Below are 20,305 nucleotides of genomic sequence, written 5' to 3'. Positions count from 1 at the left end.
ATGTTGAAAATGACTCTTAACAACTTGCAACTTTTCGCCCACAAAAAAGGTGGAGGTTCTACATCAAACGGACGTGATTCACAAGCGAAACGTCTTGGAGCTAAAGCAGCTGACGGACAAACTGTAACAGGTGGATCAATCCTTTACCGTCAACGTGGTACACACATCTATCCAGGTGTAAACGTTGGACGTGGTGGAGACGATACTTTGTTCGCTAAAGTTGAAGGCGTAGTACGCTTTGAACGTAAAGGTCGCGATAAAAAACAAGTTTCTGTTTACCCAATCGCAAAATAAAAAGGTTCAGTGAACCTTTTTATCCCGAGCCTTAAAATGAAAAGGCGAGGAAGCTAGAACTAGCATAAAATAAGGCTTTCCGAGTTTTCGGAGAGCCTATTTTTTTGTTTTGATACCCACAATTTTTCGTTACTAGTGTAGATGAATTTTGTGAGCGACATTATTTTTCCTAGGTGGAAAACTTCTAAAATATGGTATAATGAACAGATAGAGAAGTTGGGGGTAAAAGATGAACATTCAACAATTACGCTATGTTGTGGCCATTGCCAATAGTGGTACTTTCCGTGAAGCTGCTGAAAAGATGTATGTTAGTCAGCCAAGTCTGTCTATTTCTGTGCGCGATTTGGAAAAAGAGCTTGGTTTTAAGATTTTCCGTCGGACGAGTTCGGGAACGTTTTTGACCCGTCGTGGTATGGAATTTTATGAGAAAGCGCAAGAATTGGTCAAAGGCTTTGATGTTTTTCAAAATCAATATGCCAATCCTGAGGAAGAAAAGGATGAATTTTCCATTGCCAGCCAGCACTATGACTTCTTGCCACCAACGATTACGGCCTTTTCGGAACGTTATCCTGACTACAAGAACTTTCGTATTTTTGAATCTACCACAGTTCAAATTTTAGACGAAGTGGCTCAAGGACATAGTGAGATTGGGATTATCTACCTCAACAACCAAAATAAAAAGGGCATCATGCAACGGGTTGAAAAGCTTGGTTTAGAAGTTATTGAACTAATTCCTTTCCAGACTCACATTTATCTTCGTGAAGGGCATCCTTTAGCACAGAAAGAGGAATTGGTCATGGAGGATTTAGCGGATTTACCAACGGTTCTTTTTACTCAGGAAAAGGATGAGTACCTTTACTATTCAGAGAACTTTGTCGACACCAGCGCGAGCTCCCAGATGTTTAATGTGACCGACCGTGCTACTTTGAATGGTATTTTGGAGCGGACGGATGCTTATGCGACTGGATCTGGATTTTTAGATAGTGACAGTGTTAATGGGATCACAGTCATTCGTCTCAAGGATAATCTAGATAACCGCATGGTCTATGTCAAACGGGAAGAAGTGGAGCTTAGCCAAGCTGGGACTCTTTTCGTTGAGGTTATGCAAGAATATTTTGATCAAAAGAGGAAATCATGAAAAAAAGAGGAATAGTAGCAGTCATTGTACTGCTTTTGATTGGGTTGGATCAGTTGGTCAAAAATTATGTTGTCCAGCAGATTCCACTGGGTGAAGTTCGTTCGTGGATACCTAATCTCGTTAGCTTGACCTATCTGCAAAATAGAGGAGCAGCCTTCTCCATGCTGCAAGATCAGCAGTGGTTATTTGCTGTTATTACACTGGTCGTCATGGTAGGTGCCATTTGGTATCTACATAAACACATGGAGGATTCTCTCTGGTTGGTTTTTGGACTGACTTTGATAATCGCGGGAGGTCTGGGCAACTTTATCGACAGAATGAGTCAAGGTTTTGTGGTGGATATGTTTCACCTAGACTTTATCAACTTTGCGATTTTCAATGTTGCTGATAGCTATTTGACAGTTGGTGTGATTATTCTATTGATTGCAATGCTTAAAGAGGAAGTAAATGGAAATAAAAATTGAAACTGGTGGGCAACGTCTAGACAAGGCTCTGTCGGACCTGACAGAATTGTCACGCAGTCTCGCGAATGAACAAATTAAGGCTGGACAAGTTTTGGTGAATGGGCAAGTAAAGAAAGCTAAATACACTGTCCAAGAGGGGGATATCGTCACCTACCATGTGCCAGAACCAGAGGTCTTAGAGTATGTGGCTGAGAATCTGCCGCTCGAGATTATCTACCAAGATGAGGATGTAGCCGTTGTTAACAAACCTCAGGGGATGGTGGTTCATCCCAGCGCCGGTCATACCAGTGGAACCTTGGTCAATGCTCTCATGTACCATATCAAGGACCTGTCAGGTATCAATGGGGTTCTCCGTCCGGGCATCGTTCACCGCATTGACAAGGACACGTCTGGTCTCCTTATGATTGCGAAAAATGATGAGGCCCACTTAGCACTCGCTCAAGAACTCAAGGACAAGAAGTCTCTCCGCAAATACTGGGCAATTGTTCACGGCAATCTGCCAAATGATCGTGGTGTGATTGAAGCACCGATTGGTCGGAGTGAAAAAGACCGTAAGAAACAGGCAGTGACTGCTAAAGGAAAGCCTGCAGTGACGCGTTTCCACGTTTTGGAACGATTTGGTGATTATAGTTTATTGGAGTTGCAACTGGAAACAGGACGTACCCACCAAATCCGTGTTCATATGGCTTATATTGGCCATCCAGTCGCTGGGGATGAGGTCTATGGCCCTCGTAAAACCCTGAAAGGACATGGACAGTTTCTCCATGCCAAGACTCTAGGTTTTACTCATCCGAGAACAGGTGAAACCTTGGAGTTCACAGCGGATATTCCAGAGATTTTTAAAGAAACTCTGGAAAGATTACGTAAAACTGAGAATAGATAAAAGAGTTGAGATGACTGTCTCAACCTTTTTATTTCAAGTCTTTTCTATTTTAAAGCATTCATGTTATAATGGATAAATATGAAGAATCGGAGTGAGAATATGAAGTACAAACGAATCGTCTTTAAGGTAGGGACCTCCTCCTTGACAAATGAAGACGGGAGTTTATCAAGAAGTAAAGTAAAGGCAATTACTCAGCAATTAGCTATGTTGCATGAAGCTGGGCATGAGTTGATTTTAGTGTCATCTGGTGCAGTGGCGGCAGGTTTTGGAGCCTTAGGATTTAAAAAGCGTCCGACCAAGATTGCAGATAAACAAGCTTCGGCTGCAGTTGGTCAGGGACTTTTGTTGGAGGAATACACAACCAACCTCCTCATGCGCCAGATCGTTTCTGCACAAATCTTGCTGACCCAGGATGATTTTGTGGATAAACGTCGCTATAAGAATGCCCATCAGGCCTTGTCTGTATTGCTTCATCGTGGTGCCATTCCTATCATCAACGAGAATGACAGTGTCGTCATTGACGAACTCAAGGTGGGTGATAATGACACTCTGAGTGCCCAGGTAGCGGCTATGGTGCAGGCAGACTTTTTGGTTCTATTGACGGATGTAGACGGTCTCTATACTGGAAATCCCAACTCAGATCCAAGAGCTAAACGTCTTGAGAAAATCGAGACTATCAATCGTGAGATTATTGATATGGCTGGTGGAGCAGGTTCGTCTAATGGTACAGGTGGGATGTTGACTAAGATCAAGGCGGCCACGATCGCGACGGAGTCGGGGGTGCCGGTCTATATTTGCTCGTCCCTGAAATCAGATGCCCTGATTGAGGCAGTGGACGAGACCAAGGATGGTTCTTTCTTTGTTGCACAAGAGAAGGGCCTTCGTACCCAGAAACAATGGTTGGCTTTTTATGCTCAAAGTCAAGGAACGATTTGGGTAGATGGTGGAGCTGCAGAAGCACTTTCAAAAAACGGAAAAAGTCTCCTTTTATCAGGTGTGGTAGAAGTGGAAGGAAACTTCTCTTACCACGATATTGTAACAGTAGCAGATAAAGAAACAGGTCAATCTCTTGGAAAGGGACGTGTCCAATTTGGTGTCTCAGCTCTAGAAGATATGCTTCGTTCTCAAAAAGCTAAGGGAGTCTTGATTCACCGTGATGACTGGATTTCCATCACTCCTGAAATCCAGCTGCTCTTTACAGAATTTTAGAGGTGAACGATGGTAAGGACACAAGAACAATTTGAACAGGTACAGGCTGTTAAGAAATCAATCAATACTGCCAGTGAAGCAGTGAAAAACCAAGCCTTGCTAGCCATGGATGATCATTTATTGGCAGCTACTGAGGAGATTTTAGCGGCCAATGCCCTCGATATGGAAGCGGCTAAGGGGAAAATCTCAGATGTTATGCTAGACCGTCTTTATTTGGATGCGGGACGTATAGAAGCGATGGCAAGAGGGATTCGTGAAGTGGTTGCTTTACCAGATCCTATCGGTGAAGTTCTAGAAACAAGTCAGCTTGAAAATGGCTTGGTTATTACCAAGAAACGTGTGGCCATGGGGGTTATTGGGATTATCTATGAAAGCCGTCCAAATGTGACGTCTGATGCGGCTGCTTTGGCTCTCAAAAGTGGCAATGCGGTCGTTCTTCGTAGTGGTAAGGACGCCTACCAAACAGCTCATGCTATTGTCACAGCCTTGAAGAAGGGTTTAGAGACGACTACCATTCATCCAGAGGTGATTCAACTGGTGGAAGATACTAGTCGTGAAAGTAGCTATGCTATGATGAAGGCCAAGGGCTATCTAGACCTTCTCATTCCTCGTGGAGGCACTGGCTTGATCAATGCCGTTGTTGAAAATGCTATCGTGCCTGTTATCGAGACAGGAACTGGGATTGTCCATGTCTATGTAGATAAGGATGCAGACGAAGACAAAGCTCTGTCTATCATCAACAATGCCAAAACTAGTCGCCCTTCTGTCTGTAATGCCATGGAGGTCTTGCTGGTTCATGAAGACAAGGCAGCAAGCTTCCTTCCTCGCTTGGAGCAAGTGCTGGTTGCAGAGCGTGAGGAATCTGGACTGGAACCCATTCAATTCCGTCTGGATAGCAAAGCAAGTCAGTTTCTTTCAGGTCGATTAGCTGAGGCCCAAGACTTTGACACCGAGTTTTTAGACTATATCCTAGCGGTTAAGGTTGTGAGCAGTTTAGAAGAAGCGGTTGCGCATATTGAAGCCCACAGTACCCATCATTCGGATGCCATTGTGACGGAAAATGCTGAAGCTACAGCCTACTTTACAGATCAAGTAGATTCAGCAGCGGTGTATGTCAATGCCTCAACGCGTTTCACTGATGGTGGCCAATTTGGTCTTGGATGTGAGATGGGAATTTCTACTCAGAAACTGCATGCGCGTGGGCCTATGGGCTTGAAAGAGTTGACCAGCTACAAGTATGTGGTTACTGGTGACGGACAGATAAGGGAGTAAGAGATGAAGATTGGATTTATCGGTTTGGGAAATATGGGTGCTAGCTTGGCTAAGGCTGTCTTGCAAGCCAAGACGGATGAACAGATTCTCCTTGCCAATCGCAGTCAAGCAAAAGTAGATGCTTTCATCGCCAACTTCGGCGGTCAGGCTTCCAGTAATGAAGAAATTTTTGCAGAAGCAGATGTGATTTTTCTAGGAGTAAAGCCTGCTCAGTTTTCTGAACTGCTTTCTCAATACCAGACCATCCTTGAAAAACGAGAGAGTCTTCTTTTGATTTCCATGGCGGCTGGATTGACCTTGGAAAAACTAGCGAGTCTTATCCCAAGTCAACACCGGATCATTCGCATCATGCCCAATACTCCAGTGGCTATTGGCCAAGGAGTGATTAGTTATGCCATGTCAGCAAATTGTCGTGCTGAGGACAGGGAACTCTTTTGTCAGCTTTTAGCCAAGGCTGGCCTTTTGGTTGAGCTGGGAGATGGCTTAATTGATGCGGCGACAGGTCTTGCAGGTTGTGGACCAGCCTTTGTCTACCTTTTTATTGATGCTTTAGCAGATGCGGGTGTGCAGACAGGATTGCCCCGAGAAATGGCTTTGAAAATGGCAGCCCAAACAGTAGTCGGCGCTGGACAAATGGTTCTCGAAAGCCAGCAACATCCTGGAGTTTTGAAGGACCAAGTTTGCAGCCCAGGAGGTTCGACTATTGCTGGTGTAGCAAGTCTGGAAGAACATGCCTTTAGAGGCACAGTCATGGACGCAGTTCAGCAAGCCTATAAACGAACACAAGAACTAGGTAAATAAGAGGTTGGATGACTCCCAGCCTCTTTTATGGTCGATTGAATGGAGAAGACGCAAAAAGATTGTCACAAAAATCTATTTTTTTGATAGAATAGAAGGTAGAAAAAAAGAAATGAGTTAGACATGTCAAAAGGATTTTTAGTCTCTCTTGAGGGACCGGAGGGAGCAGGAAAGACCAGCGTTTTAGAGGCTCTACTCCCAATTTTAGAGGAAAAAGGAGTAGAGGTGCTGACGACCCGTGAACCAGGTGGAGTCTTGATTGGGGAGAAGATTCGTCAAGTGATTTTGGACCCAAGTCATACTCAGATGGATCCTAAAACAGAACTCCTTCTCTATATTGCCAGTCGTAGACAGCACTTGGTGGAAAAAGTTCTTCCAGCACTTGAAGCTGGCAAGTTGGTCATTATGGACCGCTTCATCGATAGTTCTGTTGCTTATCAGGGATTTGGCCGTGGTTTGGATATTGATGCCATTGATTGGCTCAATCACTTTGCGACAGATGGCCTTAAACCCGATTTGACCCTCTATTTTGACATTGAGGTGGAAGAAGGACTGGCTCGCATTGCTGCTAATAGTGACCGCGAGGTCAATCGTTTGGACATGGAAGGTTTAGACTTGCACAAGAAAGTTCGTCAAGGTTACCTTTCTCTTCTGGACAAAGAAGGAAATCGCATTGTTAAGATTGATGCGAGTCTTCCTTTGGAGCAAGTTGTGGAAACGACCAAGGCTGTCTTGTTTGACAGAATGGGCTTGGCTAAATGAAACAAGAACAACTAAAAGCTTGGCAGCCAGACCAGTTTGACCGCTTTGTCCGTATCCTAGAACAAGATCAGCTCAATCACGCCTATCTCTTTTCAGGTTTCTTTGGAAGCTTGGAAATGGCGCAGTTTTTGGCTAAGAGCCTCTTTTGTACGGATAAAGTAGGCGTTCTACCATGTGAGAAATGCCGAAACTGCAAGCTGATTGAACAGGAAGAATTCCCCGATGTTACCTTGATTAAGCCAGTCAATCAGGTCATCAAGACAGAACGCATTCGGGAATTGGTGGGTCAGTTTTCTCAAGCAGGGATTGAAAGTCAGCAGCAGGTTTTTATTATCGAGCAGGCGGAGAAAATGCATCCCAACGCTGCTAACTCTCTGCTCAAGGTCATCGAAGAACCCCAGAGTGAGGTTTATATTTTCTTCTTGACCAGCGATGAGGAAAAGATGTTGCCAACAATCCGTAGTCGGACCCAGATTTTCCATTTTAAAAAGCAAGAAGAAAAGCTCATCCATCAATTAGAACAAGCAGGTCTGGTCAAGAAAAAAGCAACTCTCTTAGCCCAGTTTTGTCAATCACGTGCTGAAGCTGAAAAGTTGGTCAATCAGGCTAGTTTTTGGACCTTGGTGGATGAGAGCGAACGCCTGCTGACCTGGTTATTAGCTAAGAAAAAAGAGAGTTATTTGCAAGTTGCGAAATTAGCCAGCTTGGTAGATGACAAGGAAAAACAAGATCAGGTCTTGCGAATCCTCGAAGTCCTCTGTGGGCAGGATCTCTTGCAAGCAAGGATGCGACAGATTCTACAAGATTTACTAGAAGCTAGAAAAATGTGGCAGGCTAATGTCAGCTTTCAAAATGCTATGGAATATCTGGTCTTGAAAGAAATATAAACTCAATGAAGGATAAAGAAAGGAAAGGGCTGGTTTATGGATAAAAAAGAATTATTTGACGCGCTGGACGATTTTTCCCAACAGTTACTGGTGACCTTGGCCGATGTGGAAGCCATCAAGAAAAATCTCAAGAGCCTGGTAGAGGAAAATACAGCTCTTCGCTTGGAAAATAGTAAGTTGCGCGAACGCTTGGGCGAGGTGGAAGCAGATACTCCCGTCAAGGCCAAGCATGTTCGTGAAAGCGTCCGTCGGATCTATAAAGACGGTTTTCACGTATGTAATGATTTTTATGGACAACGCCGAGAGCAGGACGAGGAATGTATGTTCTGTGACGAGTTGTTGTACAGGGAGTAGGCATGCAGATTCAAAAAAGTTTTAAGGGACAATCTCCCTATGGCAAGCTTTACCTAGTAGCAACGCCGATTGGCAATCTAGATGACATGACCTTTCGTGCCATTCAGACCTTGAAAGAAGTGGACTGGATTGCAGCTGAGGACACGCGCAATACAGGACTTTTGCTCAAGCATTTTGACATTTCCACCAAGCAGATTAGTTTTCACGAGCACAATGCCAAGGAAAAAATTCCTGATTTGATTGGTTTCTTGAAAGCAGGACAAAGTATTGCTCAGGTATCCGATGCGGGTCTGCCTAGTATCTCGGACCCTGGTCATGATTTGGTTAAGGCAGCTATTGAGGAAGAAATTGCAGTAGTGACAGTTCCGGGTGCCTCTGCAGGGATTTCTGCTTTGATTGCCAGTGGTTTAGCTCCACAACCACATATCTTTTACGGTTTCTTACCGAGAAAATCAGGCCAGCAAAAGCAATTTTTCGACTTAAAAAAAGATTACCCAGAAACTCAGATTTTCTACGAATCGCCCCACCGTGTATCAGATACATTGGAAAATATGCTAGAAGTCTACGGTGACCGCTCGGTAGTCTTGGTCAGGGAATTGACCAAAATCTATGAAGAATACCAACGAGGAAAGATTTCAGAGCTACTAGAAAGTATTGCTGAAACGCCACTCAAGGGTGAATGCCTTCTCATCGTTAAAGGCGCAAGTCAGGATGTGGAGGAAAAGGACGAGGAGGACTTGTTTTCAGAAATCCAATCTCGTATCCAGCAAGGCATGAAGAAAAATCAAGCCATTAAGGAAGTTGCGAAACTCTACCAGTGGAATAAAAGCCAACTCTACGCTGCCTACCACGAATGGGAAGAAAATCAAGAAAATGACTAAACAGGGAAGTTTGCCATCTTCCCTTTTTTTGTTATACTAGTAGAAGAAAAATTAGAAAGATTTGTGGGTGTCAAACAGTCTAGTAGCTTGTTTTGATATGAACTTAGGTTCCACCCAAAGAGGTATTAGTGTCGTGTCTCAATCTTATATCAATGTTATCGGTGCTGGTTTGGCAGGTTCTGAAGCAGCTTACCAAATCGCAGAACGCGGTATTCCAGTTAAACTTTATGAAATGCGTGGGGTCAAGTCAACACCTCAGCACAAAACAGACAATTTTGCTGAATTGGTTTGTTCCAATTCCTTACGTGGGGATGCTTTGACCAATGCAGTTGGGCTTCTCAAGGAAGAAATGCGTCGCTTGGGTTCTGTTATCTTGGAATCTGCTGAAGCTACACGTGTTCCTGCTGGTGGAGCCCTTGCGGTGGACCGTGATGGTTTCTCTCAAATGGTGACTGAAAAAGTGGCTAATCACCCCTTGATTGAAGTGGTTCGTGATGAAATTACAGAATTGCCGACTGATGTTATTACAGTTGTCGCTACTGGTCCTTTAACCAGCGATGCCCTAGCTGAAAAGATTCATGCCCTTAATGACGGTGATGGTTTCTATTTCTACGATGCGGCGGCGCCGATTATCGATGTCAATACCATCGATATGAGCAAGGTCTATCTCAAGTCTCGTTATGACAAGGGAGAAGCAGCCTACCTCAATGCCCCTATGACCAAGCAAGAATTTATGGATTTCCATGAAGCATTGATCAATGCGGAAGAAGCCCCGCTCAATTCGTTTGAAAAAGAAAAGTACTTTGAAGGTTGTATGCCTATCGAAGTCATGGCTAAGCGTGGCATTAAAACCATGCTTTATGGTCCGATGAAGCCAGTCGGTTTGGAGTATCCAGACGATTATACAGGCCCTCGTGACGGGGAGTTCAAAACACCGTATGCAGTTGTCCAGCTTCGTCAGGACAATGCGGCTGGTAGCCTCTACAATATCGTTGGTTTCCAAACCCACCTCAAATGGGGAGAACAAAAGCGTGTCTTCCAAATGATTCCAGGTCTTGAAAATGCTGAGTTTGTCCGTTATGGGGTCATGCATCGCAATTCTTATATGGATTCACCAAATCTTCTTGAACAGACTTACCGTTCTAAGAAACAACCAAACCTCTTCTTTGCTGGTCAAATGACGGGTGTAGAAGGCTATGTTGAGTCAGCAGCTTCAGGCTTGGTTGCAGGTATTAACGCAGCTCGTCTCTTTAAGGGTGAAAGTGAAGCTATCTTCCCAGAGACCACAGCGATTGGAAGTCTGGCTCATTACATCACTCACGCTGATAGCAAACATTTCCAACCAATGAACGTCAATTTCGGGATTATCAAGGAATTGGAAGGCGAGCGTATCCGTGATAAGAAGGCTCGTTATGAAAAAATTGCAGAGCGTGCTCTTACCGACTTAGAGGAATTTTTAACGGTCTAATTTTTTTCAAAGAATTGCTCATGATACTATAAAAATCTTAGAAATTGTGATAAAATAGGTAGGATAAAAAAAGGAGAGTAAAAATGGCGAACCCCAAGTATAAACGTATTTTAATCAAGTTATCAGGTGAAGCCCTTGCCGGTGAACGTGGCGTAGGGATTGATATCCAAACAGTTCAAACAATCGCAAAAGAGATTCAAGAAGTTCATAGCTTAGGTATCGAAATTGCCCTTGTTATTGGTGGAGGAAATCTCTGGCGCGGAGAACCTGCTGCAGAAGCAGGAATGGACCGCGTTCAGGCTGATTACACTGGAATGCTTGGGACCGTGATGAATGCTCTTGTGATGGCAGATTCATTGCAACAAGTTGGTGTCGATACGCGTGTGCAAACTGCCATTGCGATGCAACAAGTGGCAGAACCTTATGTACGTGGACGTGCCCTTCGCCACCTTGAAAAGGGTCGTATCGTTATCTTTGGTGCTGGTATTGGTTCACCTTACTTCTCAACAGATACAACAGCAGCCCTTCGTGCAGCTGAAATCGAAGCGGATGCCATCCTTATGGCTAAAAATGGCGTAGACGGTGTTTACAATGCCGATCCTAAGAAAGACAAAACTGCCGTTAAGTTTGAAGAATTGACCCACCGTGATGTTATCAATAAAGGTCTTCGTATCATGGACTCAACTGCTTCAACCCTCTCTATGGACAACGACATTGACTTGGTTGTCTTCAATATGAACCAACCAGGCAACATCAAACGTGTCGTATTTGGTGAAAATATCGGAACAACAGTTTCAAACAATATCGAAGAAAAGGAATAAGAAAATTATGGCTAATGCAATTGTAGAAAAAGCTAAAGAGAGAATGACCCAGTCTCACCAATCACTTGCTCGTGAATTTGGTGGTATCCGCGCCGGTCGTGCCAACGCAAGCTTGCTAGACCGTATCCACGTAGAATACTATGGAGTTGAAACTCCTCTTAACCAAATCGCTTCAATTACCATTCCAGAAGCGCGTGTCTTGTTGGTAACACCATTTGACAAGTCTTCATTGAAAGACATCGAACGTGCCTTGAACGCTTCTGACCTTGGTATCACGCCAGCTAATGACGGTTCTGTGATCCGCTTGGTTATCCCAGCTCTTACAGAAGAAACTCGTCGTGACCTTGCGAAAGAAGTGAAGAAGGTCGGTGAAAATGCTAAAGTGGCTGTCCGCAATATCCGTCGTGATGCTATGGATGAAGCTAAGAAACAAGAAAAAGCAAAAGAAATCACTGAAGACGAATTGAAGACTCTTGAAAAAGATATTCAAAAAGTAACAGACGATGCTGTGAAACACATCGACGACATGACTGCCAATAAAGAAAAAGAAATCTTGGAAGTCTAAAAATAAACAGAAAAACTCAGTTGGCATTGCTGGCTGAGTTTTATTCGAAAGAAGGAAATATGAATACAAATCTTGCAAGTTTTATCGTTGGACTCATCATCGATGAAAATGACCGTTTTTACTTTGTGCAAAAGGATGGCCAAACCTATGCGCTTGCCAAGGAAGAAGGTCAGCATACAGTAGGGGATACGGTTAAAGGTTTCGCCTATACAGATATGAAGCAAAAACTCCGCTTGACAAGCATAGAAGTAACTGCCACTCAGGACCAATTTGGTTGGGGAACTGTAACGGAAGTTCGTAAAGACTTGGGTGTCTTTGTGGATACAGGCCTTCCTGACAAGGAAATCGTTGTGTCACTCGATATTCTCCCTGAGCTCAAGGAACTCTGGCCTAAGAAGGGCGATCAACTCTACATCCGTCTTGAAGTGGACAAGAAAGACCGTATCTGGGGAATCTTAGCTTATCAAGAAGACTTCCAACGTCTGGCTCGTCCTGCCTACAACAACATGCAGAACCAAAACTGGCCAGCCATTGTTTACCGTCTCAAGCTGTCAGGGACCTTTGTCTATCTGCCAGAGAATAACATGCTTGGTTTCATTCACCCAAGTGAGCGCTACGCAGAGCCACGTTTGGGGCAAGTGCTAGATGCGCGTGTCATCGGTTTCCGTGAGGTGGATCGTACCTTGAACCTCTCCCTCAAACCACGTTCTTTTGAAATGTTGGAAAATGATGCCCAGATGATTTTGACCTACTTGGAAAGCAATAGCGGTTTCATGACTTTAAATGATAAGTCATCTCCTGATGATATCAAGGCAATCTTTGGTATCTCTAAAGGTCAGTTCAAGAAAGCACTCGGTGGCTTGATGAAGGCTGGCAAAATCAAGCAGGACCAGTTTGGGACAGAGTTGATTTAGGTCTTATAGACATGAAAAAGAAACTTGAAGAAATGAGTTTAGAGGAACTCTGGCAACTTTTTCCTATTTTTCTAGTAGAGCACAAGTCAGAGTGGAAAGACTGGTATGAATCGGAAAAAACAAATCTGAAAAAAATATTGGGTGCAAATGTTATTCAAAGAATAGAACATATCGGTAGCACTGCTATCCCTAATATTTGGGCAAAAAATATCGTTGATATTCTGCTAGAAGTAGGTAGAATAGAGGATTTAGCAAGAGTCAGGGATTTATTGGTGAAGAATGGTTGGCTAGTGATGTCGGAAAGTCCTAACAGGATTTCGCTAAATAAAGGATATACAGAGCAGGGATTTGCTGAGAAAGTTTTTCATTTACATTTGCGAATGGCGGGAGATCATGACGAGATTTATTTTAGAGATTATCTCTGCCAGCATCCAGATATTGCCCAAGCGTATCAGGAATTAAAACTAAGTTTGTGGAAAAAATTTGAACACAATCGAGACGCCTATACAGATGCGAAAACAGATTTTATAAACCACTACGTTTCAGAGGCTAAGTCCAGTAATTTTCAAGAATCAGAAAAGTGTCATTAAAAAACTCTTGATAGGAGAAAGAATTGAGAAAATCATTTTACACTTGGCTCATGACTGAGCGCAATCCTAAAAGTAACAGTCCCAAAGCCATCTTGGCAGACCTCGCTTTTGAAGAGTCAGCTTTTCCAAAACACACGGATGATTTTGATGAGGTGAGTCGCTTTTTGGAGGAGCATGCCAGCTTCTCTTTTAACCTAGGAGACTTTGACGCCATCTGGCAAGAATACTTAGAACACTAGAGACAATGAGATGAGGCTAGTATTTTATTGTTCTCTTTGCTATAATAAAAAGAAATAAACGGATTAGAGAGGTTCTTTATTTGAAGGAACATTCAATAGACATTCAACTAAGTCATCCAGATGACCTGTTTCATCTTTTTGGTTCCAATGAGCGCCATCTTCGTTTGATGGAAGAAGAGCTCGATGTGGTGATTCATGCCCGTACGGAAATTGTGCAGGTTTTGGGTGAAGAGCCTGCCTGTGAGGAAGCTCGTCAGGTTATCCAGGCTTTGATGGTCTTGGTGAATCGAGGAATGACGGTTGGCACACCAGATGTGGTGACTGCGATTAGCATGGTCAAAAACGATGAAATCGACAAGTTTGTCGCCCTTTACGAAGAAGAAATTATCAAAGACAATACTGGGAAACCGATTCGTGTCAAAACCTTAGGTCAAAAACTTTATGTGGACAGTGTCAAACAGCATGATGTGACCTTTGGAATCGGACAAGCAGGGACAGGGAAGACCTTTCTTGCAGTGACCTTGGCAGTAACTGCCCTTAAACGTGGGCAAGTCAAGCGGATTATCCTTACTCGTCCAGCAGTGGAAGCAGGTGAGAGTCTAGGATTTCTTCCAGGTGATCTTAAGGAGAAGGTCGATCCTTATCTTCGACCTGTTTACGATGCCTTGTATCAGATTCTCGGAAAAGATCAGACCACCCGTCTCATGGAGCGTGAAATCATTGAAATTGCGCCCCTTGCCTATATGCGTGGTCGGACCTTGGATGATGCCTTTGTCATTCTCGATGAGGCACAGAATACGACCATCATGCAGATGAAGATGTTCTTGACTCGTTTAGGCTTTAATTCGAAGATGATTGTCAATGGAGATATCAGCCAGATTGATCTGCCACGTAATGTTAAGTCCGGTTTGATTGATGCTCAAGAAAAGCTCAAGAACATTCACCAAATTGACTTTGTTCATTTTTCAGCCAAAGATGTGGTTCGCCATCCAGTTGTCGCTCAGATTATCCGAGCCTATGAACCAGCTCCAGTTAAGGTTGAAGAAAAGACCCAAGAAACAGAATAGCAAAAAAGCAGTTCAGATGTGAACTGCTTTTTTTAATGAGTGTCTAGCTTTAAACAAGTTCGTCGATAGAAGTGTGATCTTTATCGAGGCCTTGAGCAACTGGGAGGCTGGTCAAGTAACCTTGATAAGTGGTAACACCTTGACGCAAGCCCTCATCTTCAGCAATTGCTTGTGCGAATCCTTTGTCAGCCAATGCTTCGATATAAGGAAGAGTGACATTGGTTAGGGCGATGGTTGAAGTACGGGCAACCGCACCAGGGATATTGGCAACGGCATAGTGGAGAACACCGTATTTTTCATAGACGGGTTCATCGTGCGTTGTCACACGGTCAGCTGTCTCGATAACACCACCTTGGTCAACGGCAACATCAACGATGACAGAGCCTGGACGCATTTGTTTGACCATCTCATCTGTCACCAATTTCGGAGCCTTGGCGCCAGGAATGAGAACTGCACCAATCACCACATCAGCATCTCTCACACTTGCTTCGATGTTGAATGAATTAGACATAAGAGTTTGAATTTGGTTTCCAAAGACTTCTTCTAGAACTGAGAGACGTTTCGCGCTGATATCTAAAATAGTCACTTGAGCACCAAGACCAAGGGCGATGCGGGCAGCATGTGTACCGACGACACCACCACCGATGATGGTTACTTTTCCTTTTGGAACACCTGGTACACCACCAAGTAGAACACCAGAGCCACCAGCTTGCTTAGTAAGGAAGTGAGCTCCGATTTGAACAGCCATACGACCTGCAACCTCACTCATAGGAACGAGGAGCGGTAGTTGTCCTTGATTGTCACGAACAGTTTCATAGGCAACTCCTGTTGTTTTTGCTGCTAGCATAGCATCTGCTAATTCTGGAGCAGCGGCCATGTGCAAGTAGGTGAAGAGAAGAAGATCGTCGCGCAAATAACCATATTCAGAAGCTAGTGGTTCTTTTACTTTCACGACCAACTCGGCAGCCCAGGCTTCAGCAGCAGTAGCGACAATCTCAGCTCCTTGCTTTTGATAGTCTGCATCAGTAAATCCTGAACCGAGACCAGCATTTGTTTCGATGAGGACACGATGTCCACGACTGACTAAACTGTGGACGCCAGCAGGAGTGAGGGCAACACGGTTTTCATTATTTTTAATTTCTTTTGGAATTCCGATTAACATAGAGATAACCTACCTTTCAATTGACGGTCTTGTTTTGGTTGTCACATTCCAGTTCATAAATCAAAAATGTGATGGTTTTATTGTATATGAAACCGCTTCAAAAATCAAGAAAAACTTGTCATCCAAATTTATTTATGCTAGACTAGTGAGAATCAAGCTCTAATGGAGGGAAAAGTATGGAATCAATATTTGTGAAATTTGCCCAGTATCCATCAATAGAAACGGAGCGTTTATTGCTCCGACCTGTAACCTTGGACGATGCAGAAGCCATGTTTGAGTATGCTTCAGACAGAGAAAATACACGCTACACTTTTCCAACAAATCAAAGCTTAGAAGAAACTAAGAATAACATTGCTCAGTTTTACTTGGCTAATCCCTTGGGCCGCTGGGGGATCGAGCTAAAAAGCAATGGTCAGTTTATTGGAACCATTGATTTGCTCAAGATTGACCACATTCTCAAAAAAGCAGCTATTGGTTACATTATCAACCAAAAGTATTGGAATCAAGGATTGACGACAGAAGCCAATCGTTCCGTGATTGAGCTGGCTTTTGAGAAGATTGGAATGAACAAGTTGACAGCTCTTCACGATAAAGACAATCCCGCATCAGGAAAGGTCATGGAGAAATCAGGTATGCGTTTTTCCCACGAAGAACCCTATGCCAAAATGGATAATAAAGAACCAGGTCGAATTATCACAAGAGTTCATTATGTCTTGACTAAGGAAGACTATTTTGAAAATAAATAAGCAGTTGAAAAGATTTTTCAGCTGTTTTTTTCTTTCACTTACGAATAACTTAAGAGAGGAGAAAATATGGAAGTCATTATCGAAAAAATCAAAGAGTATAAAATCATTGTCATCTGTGCTGTTTTAGGCTTGGCCTTGGGCGGATTTTTCTTGCTAAAACCATCTACACAAAAACCCGTCAAAGAAAAGAATTTGCAGGCTGAAGTCGCAGCTGTTTCAAAGGATTCATCATCTGAAAAGGAAATCAAGAAGGAAGAAAAGGAAGAATCTCCTGAACAAGATCTAATCACAGTAGATGTTAAGGGGGCTGTTAAATCGCCAGGGATTTATGATTTGCCAGTAGGGAGTCGGGTTCATGATGCCGTTCAGAAGGCAGGTGGATTGACAGAGGAAGCAGATAGTAAATCGCTCAATCTCGCTCAGAAAGTCAGTGACGAGGCTCTTGTCTATGTTCCAACTAAGGGAGAAGAAGCAGCTAGCCAGCAGACTGGTTCTGGAACGACTCCTTCGACAAGTAAAGATAAGAAGGTCAACCTCAATAAAGCTAGTCTGGAAGAACTCAAGCAGGTCAAAGGCTTGGGAGGAAAACGAGCGCAGGATATTATCGACCATCGTGAGGCAAATGGCAAATTCAAGTCGGTAGATGAATTAAAGAAAGTCTCTGGTATAGGCGCTAAGACCATAGAAAAGCTAAAAGATTATGTCACAGTGGATTAAGAATTTCCCTATTCCTCTAATCTATCTGAGCTTTCTGTTGCTCTGGCTTTACTATGCCATTTTTGGAGTGTCCTATCTCGCTCTGCTAGGTTTTGTTTTTTTGCTGATCTGCCTCTTTTTCCAATTTCCTTGGAAATCGGCTGGTAAAGTTCTAGCGATTTGTGGAGTTTTTGGAATTTGGTTTTTGTTTCAAAATTGGCAACAGACACAAGCTAGTCAGAACCTAGTGGATTCTGTTGAGAGGGTACGGATTTTACCAGATACCATCAAAGTCAATGGAGACAGTCTGTCCTTTCGGGGCAAGGCTGACGGCAGCACTTTCCAAGTTTACTATAAACTCCAGTCCGAGGAGGAGAAAGAGTACTTTCAAGCCTTAACAGACCTTCACGAGATAGAGCTAGAAGGGAAAGTCTCTGAACCTGAAGGACAGAGAAATTTTGGTGGATTTGACTACCAAGCCTATCTAAAGACTCAAGGGATTTACCAGACACTGACTATCAAGAACATCCAGTCGCTTAAAAAGGTTAACAGTTGGGATATAGGAGAAAATCTGTCTAGTTTACGTCGAAAGGCTGTAGTTTGGATCAAGACGTACTTTCCAGATCCTATGCGCAATTATATGACAGGTCTTCTTTTAGGACATTTGGACACGGACTTTGAGGAGATGAATGAGCTTTATTCCAGTCTTGGAATTATCCATCTCTTTGCCTTGTCGGGTATGCAGGTGGGCTTCTTTATGGATGCTTTTAAGAAACTCCTCTTGCGATTGGGCTTGACCCAAGAAAAGTTGAAGTGGCTAACTTATCCCTTTTCTCTTATCTATGCAGGTCTGACAGGATTTTCAGCATCGGTCATTCGCAGTCTCTTGCAAAAGTTACTGGCCCAACATGGTATTAAGGGTTTGGATAATTTTGCCTTGACGGTCCTTGTCCTTTTTATCATTATGCCAAACTTTTTCCTAACTGCAGGAGGAGTCTTGTCCTGCGCTTATGCTTTTATCTTGACCATGACTAGCAAAGAAGGCGATGGGATCAAGGCAGTTGCTAGAGAAAGTCTAGTCATTTCCTTGGGAATATTGCCTATTCTATCCTTCTATTTTGCAGAATTTCAGCCTTGGTCTATCATTTTGACCTTTGTCTTTTCCTTTCTGTTTGATGTGGTCTTTTTGCCACTTTTGTCCATCTTATTTATTCTGTCCTTTATTTACCCAGTCACTCAGTTTAACTTTGTCTTTGAGTGGTTGGAGAATATCATTCGATTGGTATCGCAGCTGGCAAGCAGGCCTCTGGTCTTTGGTCAACCCAACGCATGGCTGTTAATTCTACTGTTAATTTCCTTGGCAATACTGTATGATTTTAGGAAAAATATCAAAAGAGTAGCTGGAGTCAGCTTATTGATTATAGGTCTCTTTTTCCTAACCAAACATCCGCTGGGTAATGAAATCACCATGCTGGATGTGGGGCAAGGTGAAAGTATTTTCCTACGGGATGTGACTGGGAAAACTATTCTCATAGATGTAGGTGGTAAGGCAGAATCTGATAAGAAAATCGAGGCTTGGCAAGAAAAGTCGACGACCAGCACTGCCCAGCGTACCTTGATTCCCTATCTTAAAAGTCGAGGAGTAGATAAGATTGACCAGCTGATTTTGACCAATACAGACAAGGAACATGTTGGTGATTTACTGGAGGTGACCAAGGCTTTCCATGTTGGGGAGATTTTAGTATCAAAAGGAAGTCTGACACAGAAGGAATTTGTAGCGGAACTAGAAGCAAGTCAAAACAAGGTACGTAGTGTGGTAGCTGGGGAGAATTTCCCGATTTTTGGCAGTTTCTTAGAAGTCCTATCTCCAAGGAAGATTGGAGATGGGAATCGTGATGATTCTCTGGTTCTTTATGGAAAACTTTTGGATAAGCACTTTCTCTTCATAGGAAATTTGAAAGAGAAGGGAGAGAAGGATCTTCTAAAGCAATACCCTGGCTTAGAGGTGGATGTCCTGAAAGCAGGCCAACATGGTGCTAAAACCTCATCAAATCCAGCTTTCCTAGAAAAAATCAAACCAGAAATTACTCTCATTTCAGTCGGAAAGAGCAATCGTGCGAAACTCCCCCATCAGGAAACCTTGACACGACTGGAAAGTATCAAGAGTAAGATCTACCGAACTGACCAGCAAGGGGCTATCCGCTTTACAGGGTGGAATAGTTGGAGAATTGAAACGGTTCGATAAAATAGACAAACTTTTCGAAAAATTGACTTTTTATCTTGACAAGGAATAGAAAACTTGGTATCATATAAAAGTTGAGAAAAGCAGAAGTGAGAGCTTCTCGCCTTGTGACATCAAGTTGCCTGGCCCTACGGATGAAAAGTTTCTAAGAAACGCTATCATAACGTGCGGGCTTGTATTATTACGAGTCCGCTATTGTTTTTCTCTAATAATAAAAAAGAGGTGAAAACCATAGCAAAGCAAGACTTATTCATCAATGATGAAATTCGTGTACGTGAAGTTCGCTTGATCGGTCTTGAGGGAGAACAGCTAGGCATCAAGCCACTCAGCGAAGCGCAAGCATTGGCTGATAGTGCAAATGTTGACTTAGTATTGATTCAACCCCAAGCAAAACCACCTGTTGCTAAAATTATGGACTACGGTAAGTTCAAATTTGAGTACCAGAAAAAGCAAAAAGAACAACGTAAAAAACAAAGTGTTGTTACTGTGAAAGAAGTTCGTCTGAGTCCAACTATTGACAAGGGTGACTTTGACACAAAACTTCGCAATGCACGCAAGTTCCTTGAAAAAGGAAATAAAGTTAAGGTATCCATTCGCTTTAAAGGGCGTATGATCACCCATAAAGAGATTGGTGCAAAAGTTTTAGCCGAGTTTGCTGAAGCAACACAAGATATTGCGATCATCGAACAACGAGCTAAGATGGATGGACGCCAAATGTTCATGCAGTTGGCGCCAGCAACTGACAAAAAATAATTGTCAGAAAGTTAAATAAAGGAGAAAAAATCATGCCAAAACAAAAAACACACCGCGCATCAGCTAAACGTTTCAAACGTACAGGTTCTGGTGGACTTAA

General features: G+C 43.2%; 24 protein-coding genes, 1 pseudogene and 1 other annotated feature. Of the genes and pseudogenes, 23 read left to right on the top strand and 2 right to left on the bottom strand.

The genetic code is table 11. The annotated features are described in order from the left end of the window. The gene (gene rpmA / locus PCY17_RS10960) at window positions 1–294 is read left to right on the top strand and encodes a 50S ribosomal protein L27 (RefSeq protein ID WP_000916509.1); all 294 of its coding nucleotides are present in this window, start codon (window positions 1–3) and stop codon (window positions 292–294) included. Between the two features lie 165 nt (window positions 295–459). Here rpmA and PCY17_RS10955 read toward each other — a convergent pair. After that, window positions 460–531: pseudogene (locus PCY17_RS10955) on the bottom strand (AraC family transcriptional regulator); the annotation flags it as partial. Here PCY17_RS10955 and PCY17_RS10950 point away from each other — a divergent pair. The 17 genes from PCY17_RS10950 to PCY17_RS10870 all read left to right on the top strand — a co-directional run bounded on the left by PCY17_RS10950 (window position 524) and on the right by PCY17_RS10870 (window position 14,606). Then, a complete protein-coding gene (locus PCY17_RS10950; protein ID WP_076984469.1) occupies window positions 524–1,432 on the top strand; it encodes a LysR family transcriptional regulator in 909 nt (302 codons plus the stop codon). The pseudogene PCY17_RS10955 and the gene PCY17_RS10950 overlap by 8 nt on opposite strands. Continuing rightward, complete coding sequence (gene lspA, locus PCY17_RS10945) at window positions 1,429–1,896, top strand: signal peptidase II (RefSeq protein ID WP_049485321.1); 468 nt, start codon at window positions 1,429–1,431, stop codon at window positions 1,894–1,896. The genes PCY17_RS10950 and lspA overlap by 4 nt, the downstream gene beginning before the upstream one ends. Then, window positions 1,880–2,779 (top strand): RluA family pseudouridine synthase, encoded by a 900-nt coding sequence (locus tag PCY17_RS10940; protein ID WP_109289823.1) that lies wholly within the window; start codon window positions 1,880–1,882, stop codon window positions 2,777–2,779. The genes lspA and PCY17_RS10940 overlap by 17 nt, the downstream gene beginning before the upstream one ends. A gap of 99 nt (window positions 2,780–2,878) precedes the next feature. Continuing rightward, window positions 2,879–3,988, top strand: a complete 1,110-nt coding sequence (gene proB / locus PCY17_RS10935; RefSeq protein ID WP_301394528.1) for a glutamate 5-kinase — start codon at window positions 2,879–2,881, stop codon at window positions 3,986–3,988. Window positions 3,989–3,997: 9 nt separating this feature from the next. Next, window positions 3,998–5,260, top strand: coding sequence for a glutamate-5-semialdehyde dehydrogenase (locus tag PCY17_RS10930; RefSeq protein ID WP_301394525.1), 1,263 nt, complete (start codon window positions 3,998–4,000; stop codon window positions 5,258–5,260). A gap of 3 nt (window positions 5,261–5,263) precedes the next feature. Further along, on the top strand, window positions 5,264–6,061 hold the full coding sequence (gene proC / locus PCY17_RS10925) for a pyrroline-5-carboxylate reductase (protein WP_301394523.1): 798 nt from the start codon (window positions 5,264–5,266) through the stop codon (window positions 6,059–6,061). 120 nt (window positions 6,062–6,181) lie between these two features. Then, on the top strand, window positions 6,182–6,820 hold the full coding sequence (tmk, locus tag PCY17_RS10920; protein ID WP_000033380.1) for a dTMP kinase: 639 nt from the start codon (window positions 6,182–6,184) through the stop codon (window positions 6,818–6,820). Further along, on the top strand, window positions 6,817–7,707 hold the full coding sequence (locus PCY17_RS10915) for a DNA polymerase III subunit delta' (protein WP_206283548.1): 891 nt from the start codon (window positions 6,817–6,819) through the stop codon (window positions 7,705–7,707). Before tmk ends, PCY17_RS10915 begins: the two co-directional genes overlap by 4 nt. Before the next feature lie 36 nt (window positions 7,708–7,743). After that, a complete protein-coding gene (gene yabA, locus PCY17_RS10910; RefSeq protein ID WP_000358229.1) occupies window positions 7,744–8,061 on the top strand; it encodes a DNA replication initiation control protein YabA in 318 nt (105 codons plus the stop codon). A gap of 2 nt (window positions 8,062–8,063) precedes the next feature. Continuing rightward, the gene (rsmI, locus tag PCY17_RS10905; RefSeq protein ID WP_001166866.1) at window positions 8,064–8,942 is read left to right on the top strand and encodes a 16S rRNA (cytidine(1402)-2'-O)-methyltransferase; all 879 of its coding nucleotides are present in this window, start codon (window positions 8,064–8,066) and stop codon (window positions 8,940–8,942) included. Between the two features lie 133 nt (window positions 8,943–9,075). Further along, the gene (gene trmFO, locus PCY17_RS10900; protein WP_000083706.1) at window positions 9,076–10,410 is read left to right on the top strand and encodes a methylenetetrahydrofolate--tRNA-(uracil(54)-C(5))-methyltransferase (FADH(2)-oxidizing) TrmFO; all 1,335 of its coding nucleotides are present in this window, start codon (window positions 9,076–9,078) and stop codon (window positions 10,408–10,410) included. Window positions 10,411–10,493: 83 nt separating this feature from the next. Beyond that, entirely contained in the window at window positions 10,494–11,231 is a 738-nt protein-coding gene (pyrH, locus tag PCY17_RS10895) for a UMP kinase (RefSeq protein WP_000002996.1), read from the top strand. Window positions 11,232–11,238: 7 nt separating this feature from the next. After that, window positions 11,239–11,796, top strand: a complete 558-nt coding sequence (gene frr / locus PCY17_RS10890; protein ID WP_001262235.1) for a ribosome recycling factor — start codon at window positions 11,239–11,241, stop codon at window positions 11,794–11,796. Window positions 11,797–11,855: 59 nt separating this feature from the next. Continuing rightward, complete coding sequence (gene cvfB, locus PCY17_RS10885; RefSeq protein ID WP_301394505.1) at window positions 11,856–12,710, top strand: RNA-binding virulence regulatory protein CvfB; 855 nt, start codon at window positions 11,856–11,858, stop codon at window positions 12,708–12,710. 11 nt (window positions 12,711–12,721) lie between these two features. After that, window positions 12,722–13,300 carry a GrpB family protein gene (locus PCY17_RS10880; RefSeq protein ID WP_301394504.1) on the top strand — a complete coding sequence of 193 codons (579 nt, stop codon included), beginning with the start codon at window positions 12,722–12,724 and terminating at the stop codon, window positions 13,298–13,300. Between the two features lie 23 nt (window positions 13,301–13,323). Further along, window positions 13,324–13,539, top strand: a complete 216-nt coding sequence (locus PCY17_RS10875) for a YozE family protein (RefSeq protein WP_001232084.1) — start codon at window positions 13,324–13,326, stop codon at window positions 13,537–13,539. An 80-nt stretch (window positions 13,540–13,619) separates the two neighbouring features. Beyond that, window positions 13,620–14,606 carry a PhoH family protein gene (locus PCY17_RS10870; RefSeq protein ID WP_301394503.1) on the top strand — a complete coding sequence of 329 codons (987 nt, stop codon included), beginning with the start codon at window positions 13,620–13,622 and terminating at the stop codon, window positions 14,604–14,606. 49 nt (window positions 14,607–14,655) lie between these two features. Here the strand turns inward: PCY17_RS10870 and ald are convergent, their stop codons facing one another. Beyond that, the gene (gene ald / locus PCY17_RS10865; protein WP_301394502.1) at window positions 14,656–15,768 is read right to left on the bottom strand and encodes an alanine dehydrogenase; all 1,113 of its coding nucleotides are present in this window, start codon (window positions 15,766–15,768) and stop codon (window positions 14,656–14,658) included. A gap of 176 nt (window positions 15,769–15,944) precedes the next feature. Here ald and PCY17_RS10860 point away from each other — a divergent pair, with 176 nt between their 5' ends. The 5 genes from PCY17_RS10860 to PCY17_RS10840 all read left to right on the top strand — a co-directional run. Continuing rightward, window positions 15,945–16,514 carry a GNAT family N-acetyltransferase gene (locus tag PCY17_RS10860; protein ID WP_084878036.1) on the top strand — a complete coding sequence of 190 codons (570 nt, stop codon included), beginning with the start codon at window positions 15,945–15,947 and terminating at the stop codon, window positions 16,512–16,514. A gap of 66 nt (window positions 16,515–16,580) precedes the next feature. Further along, window positions 16,581–17,231, top strand: a complete 651-nt coding sequence (locus PCY17_RS10855) for a helix-hairpin-helix domain-containing protein (RefSeq protein WP_301394500.1) — start codon at window positions 16,581–16,583, stop codon at window positions 17,229–17,231. After that, a complete protein-coding gene (locus PCY17_RS10850) occupies window positions 17,215–19,455 on the top strand; it encodes a DNA internalization-related competence protein ComEC/Rec2 (RefSeq protein WP_000084754.1) in 2,241 nt (746 codons plus the stop codon). Before PCY17_RS10855 ends, PCY17_RS10850 begins: the two co-directional genes overlap by 17 nt. Window positions 19,456–19,527: 72 nt before the next feature. Further along, window positions 19,528–19,659, top strand: a sequence feature (ribosomal protein L20 leader region). Between the two features lie 15 nt (window positions 19,660–19,674). Then, a complete protein-coding gene (infC, locus tag PCY17_RS10845; RefSeq protein ID WP_000848184.1) occupies window positions 19,675–20,205 on the top strand; it encodes a translation initiation factor IF-3 in 531 nt (176 codons plus the stop codon). A gap of 32 nt (window positions 20,206–20,237) precedes the next feature. After that, the coding region (locus PCY17_RS10840; protein ID WP_301395541.1) for a 50S ribosomal protein L35 at window positions 20,238–20,305 on the top strand (68 nt) is incomplete at its 3' end.

It is taken from the genome of Streptococcus sp. SO2 (assembly GCF_030440025.1).
Note: the sequence above shows the minus strand (reverse complement) of the source record. Positions and strands in the feature narration are given on the sequence as shown.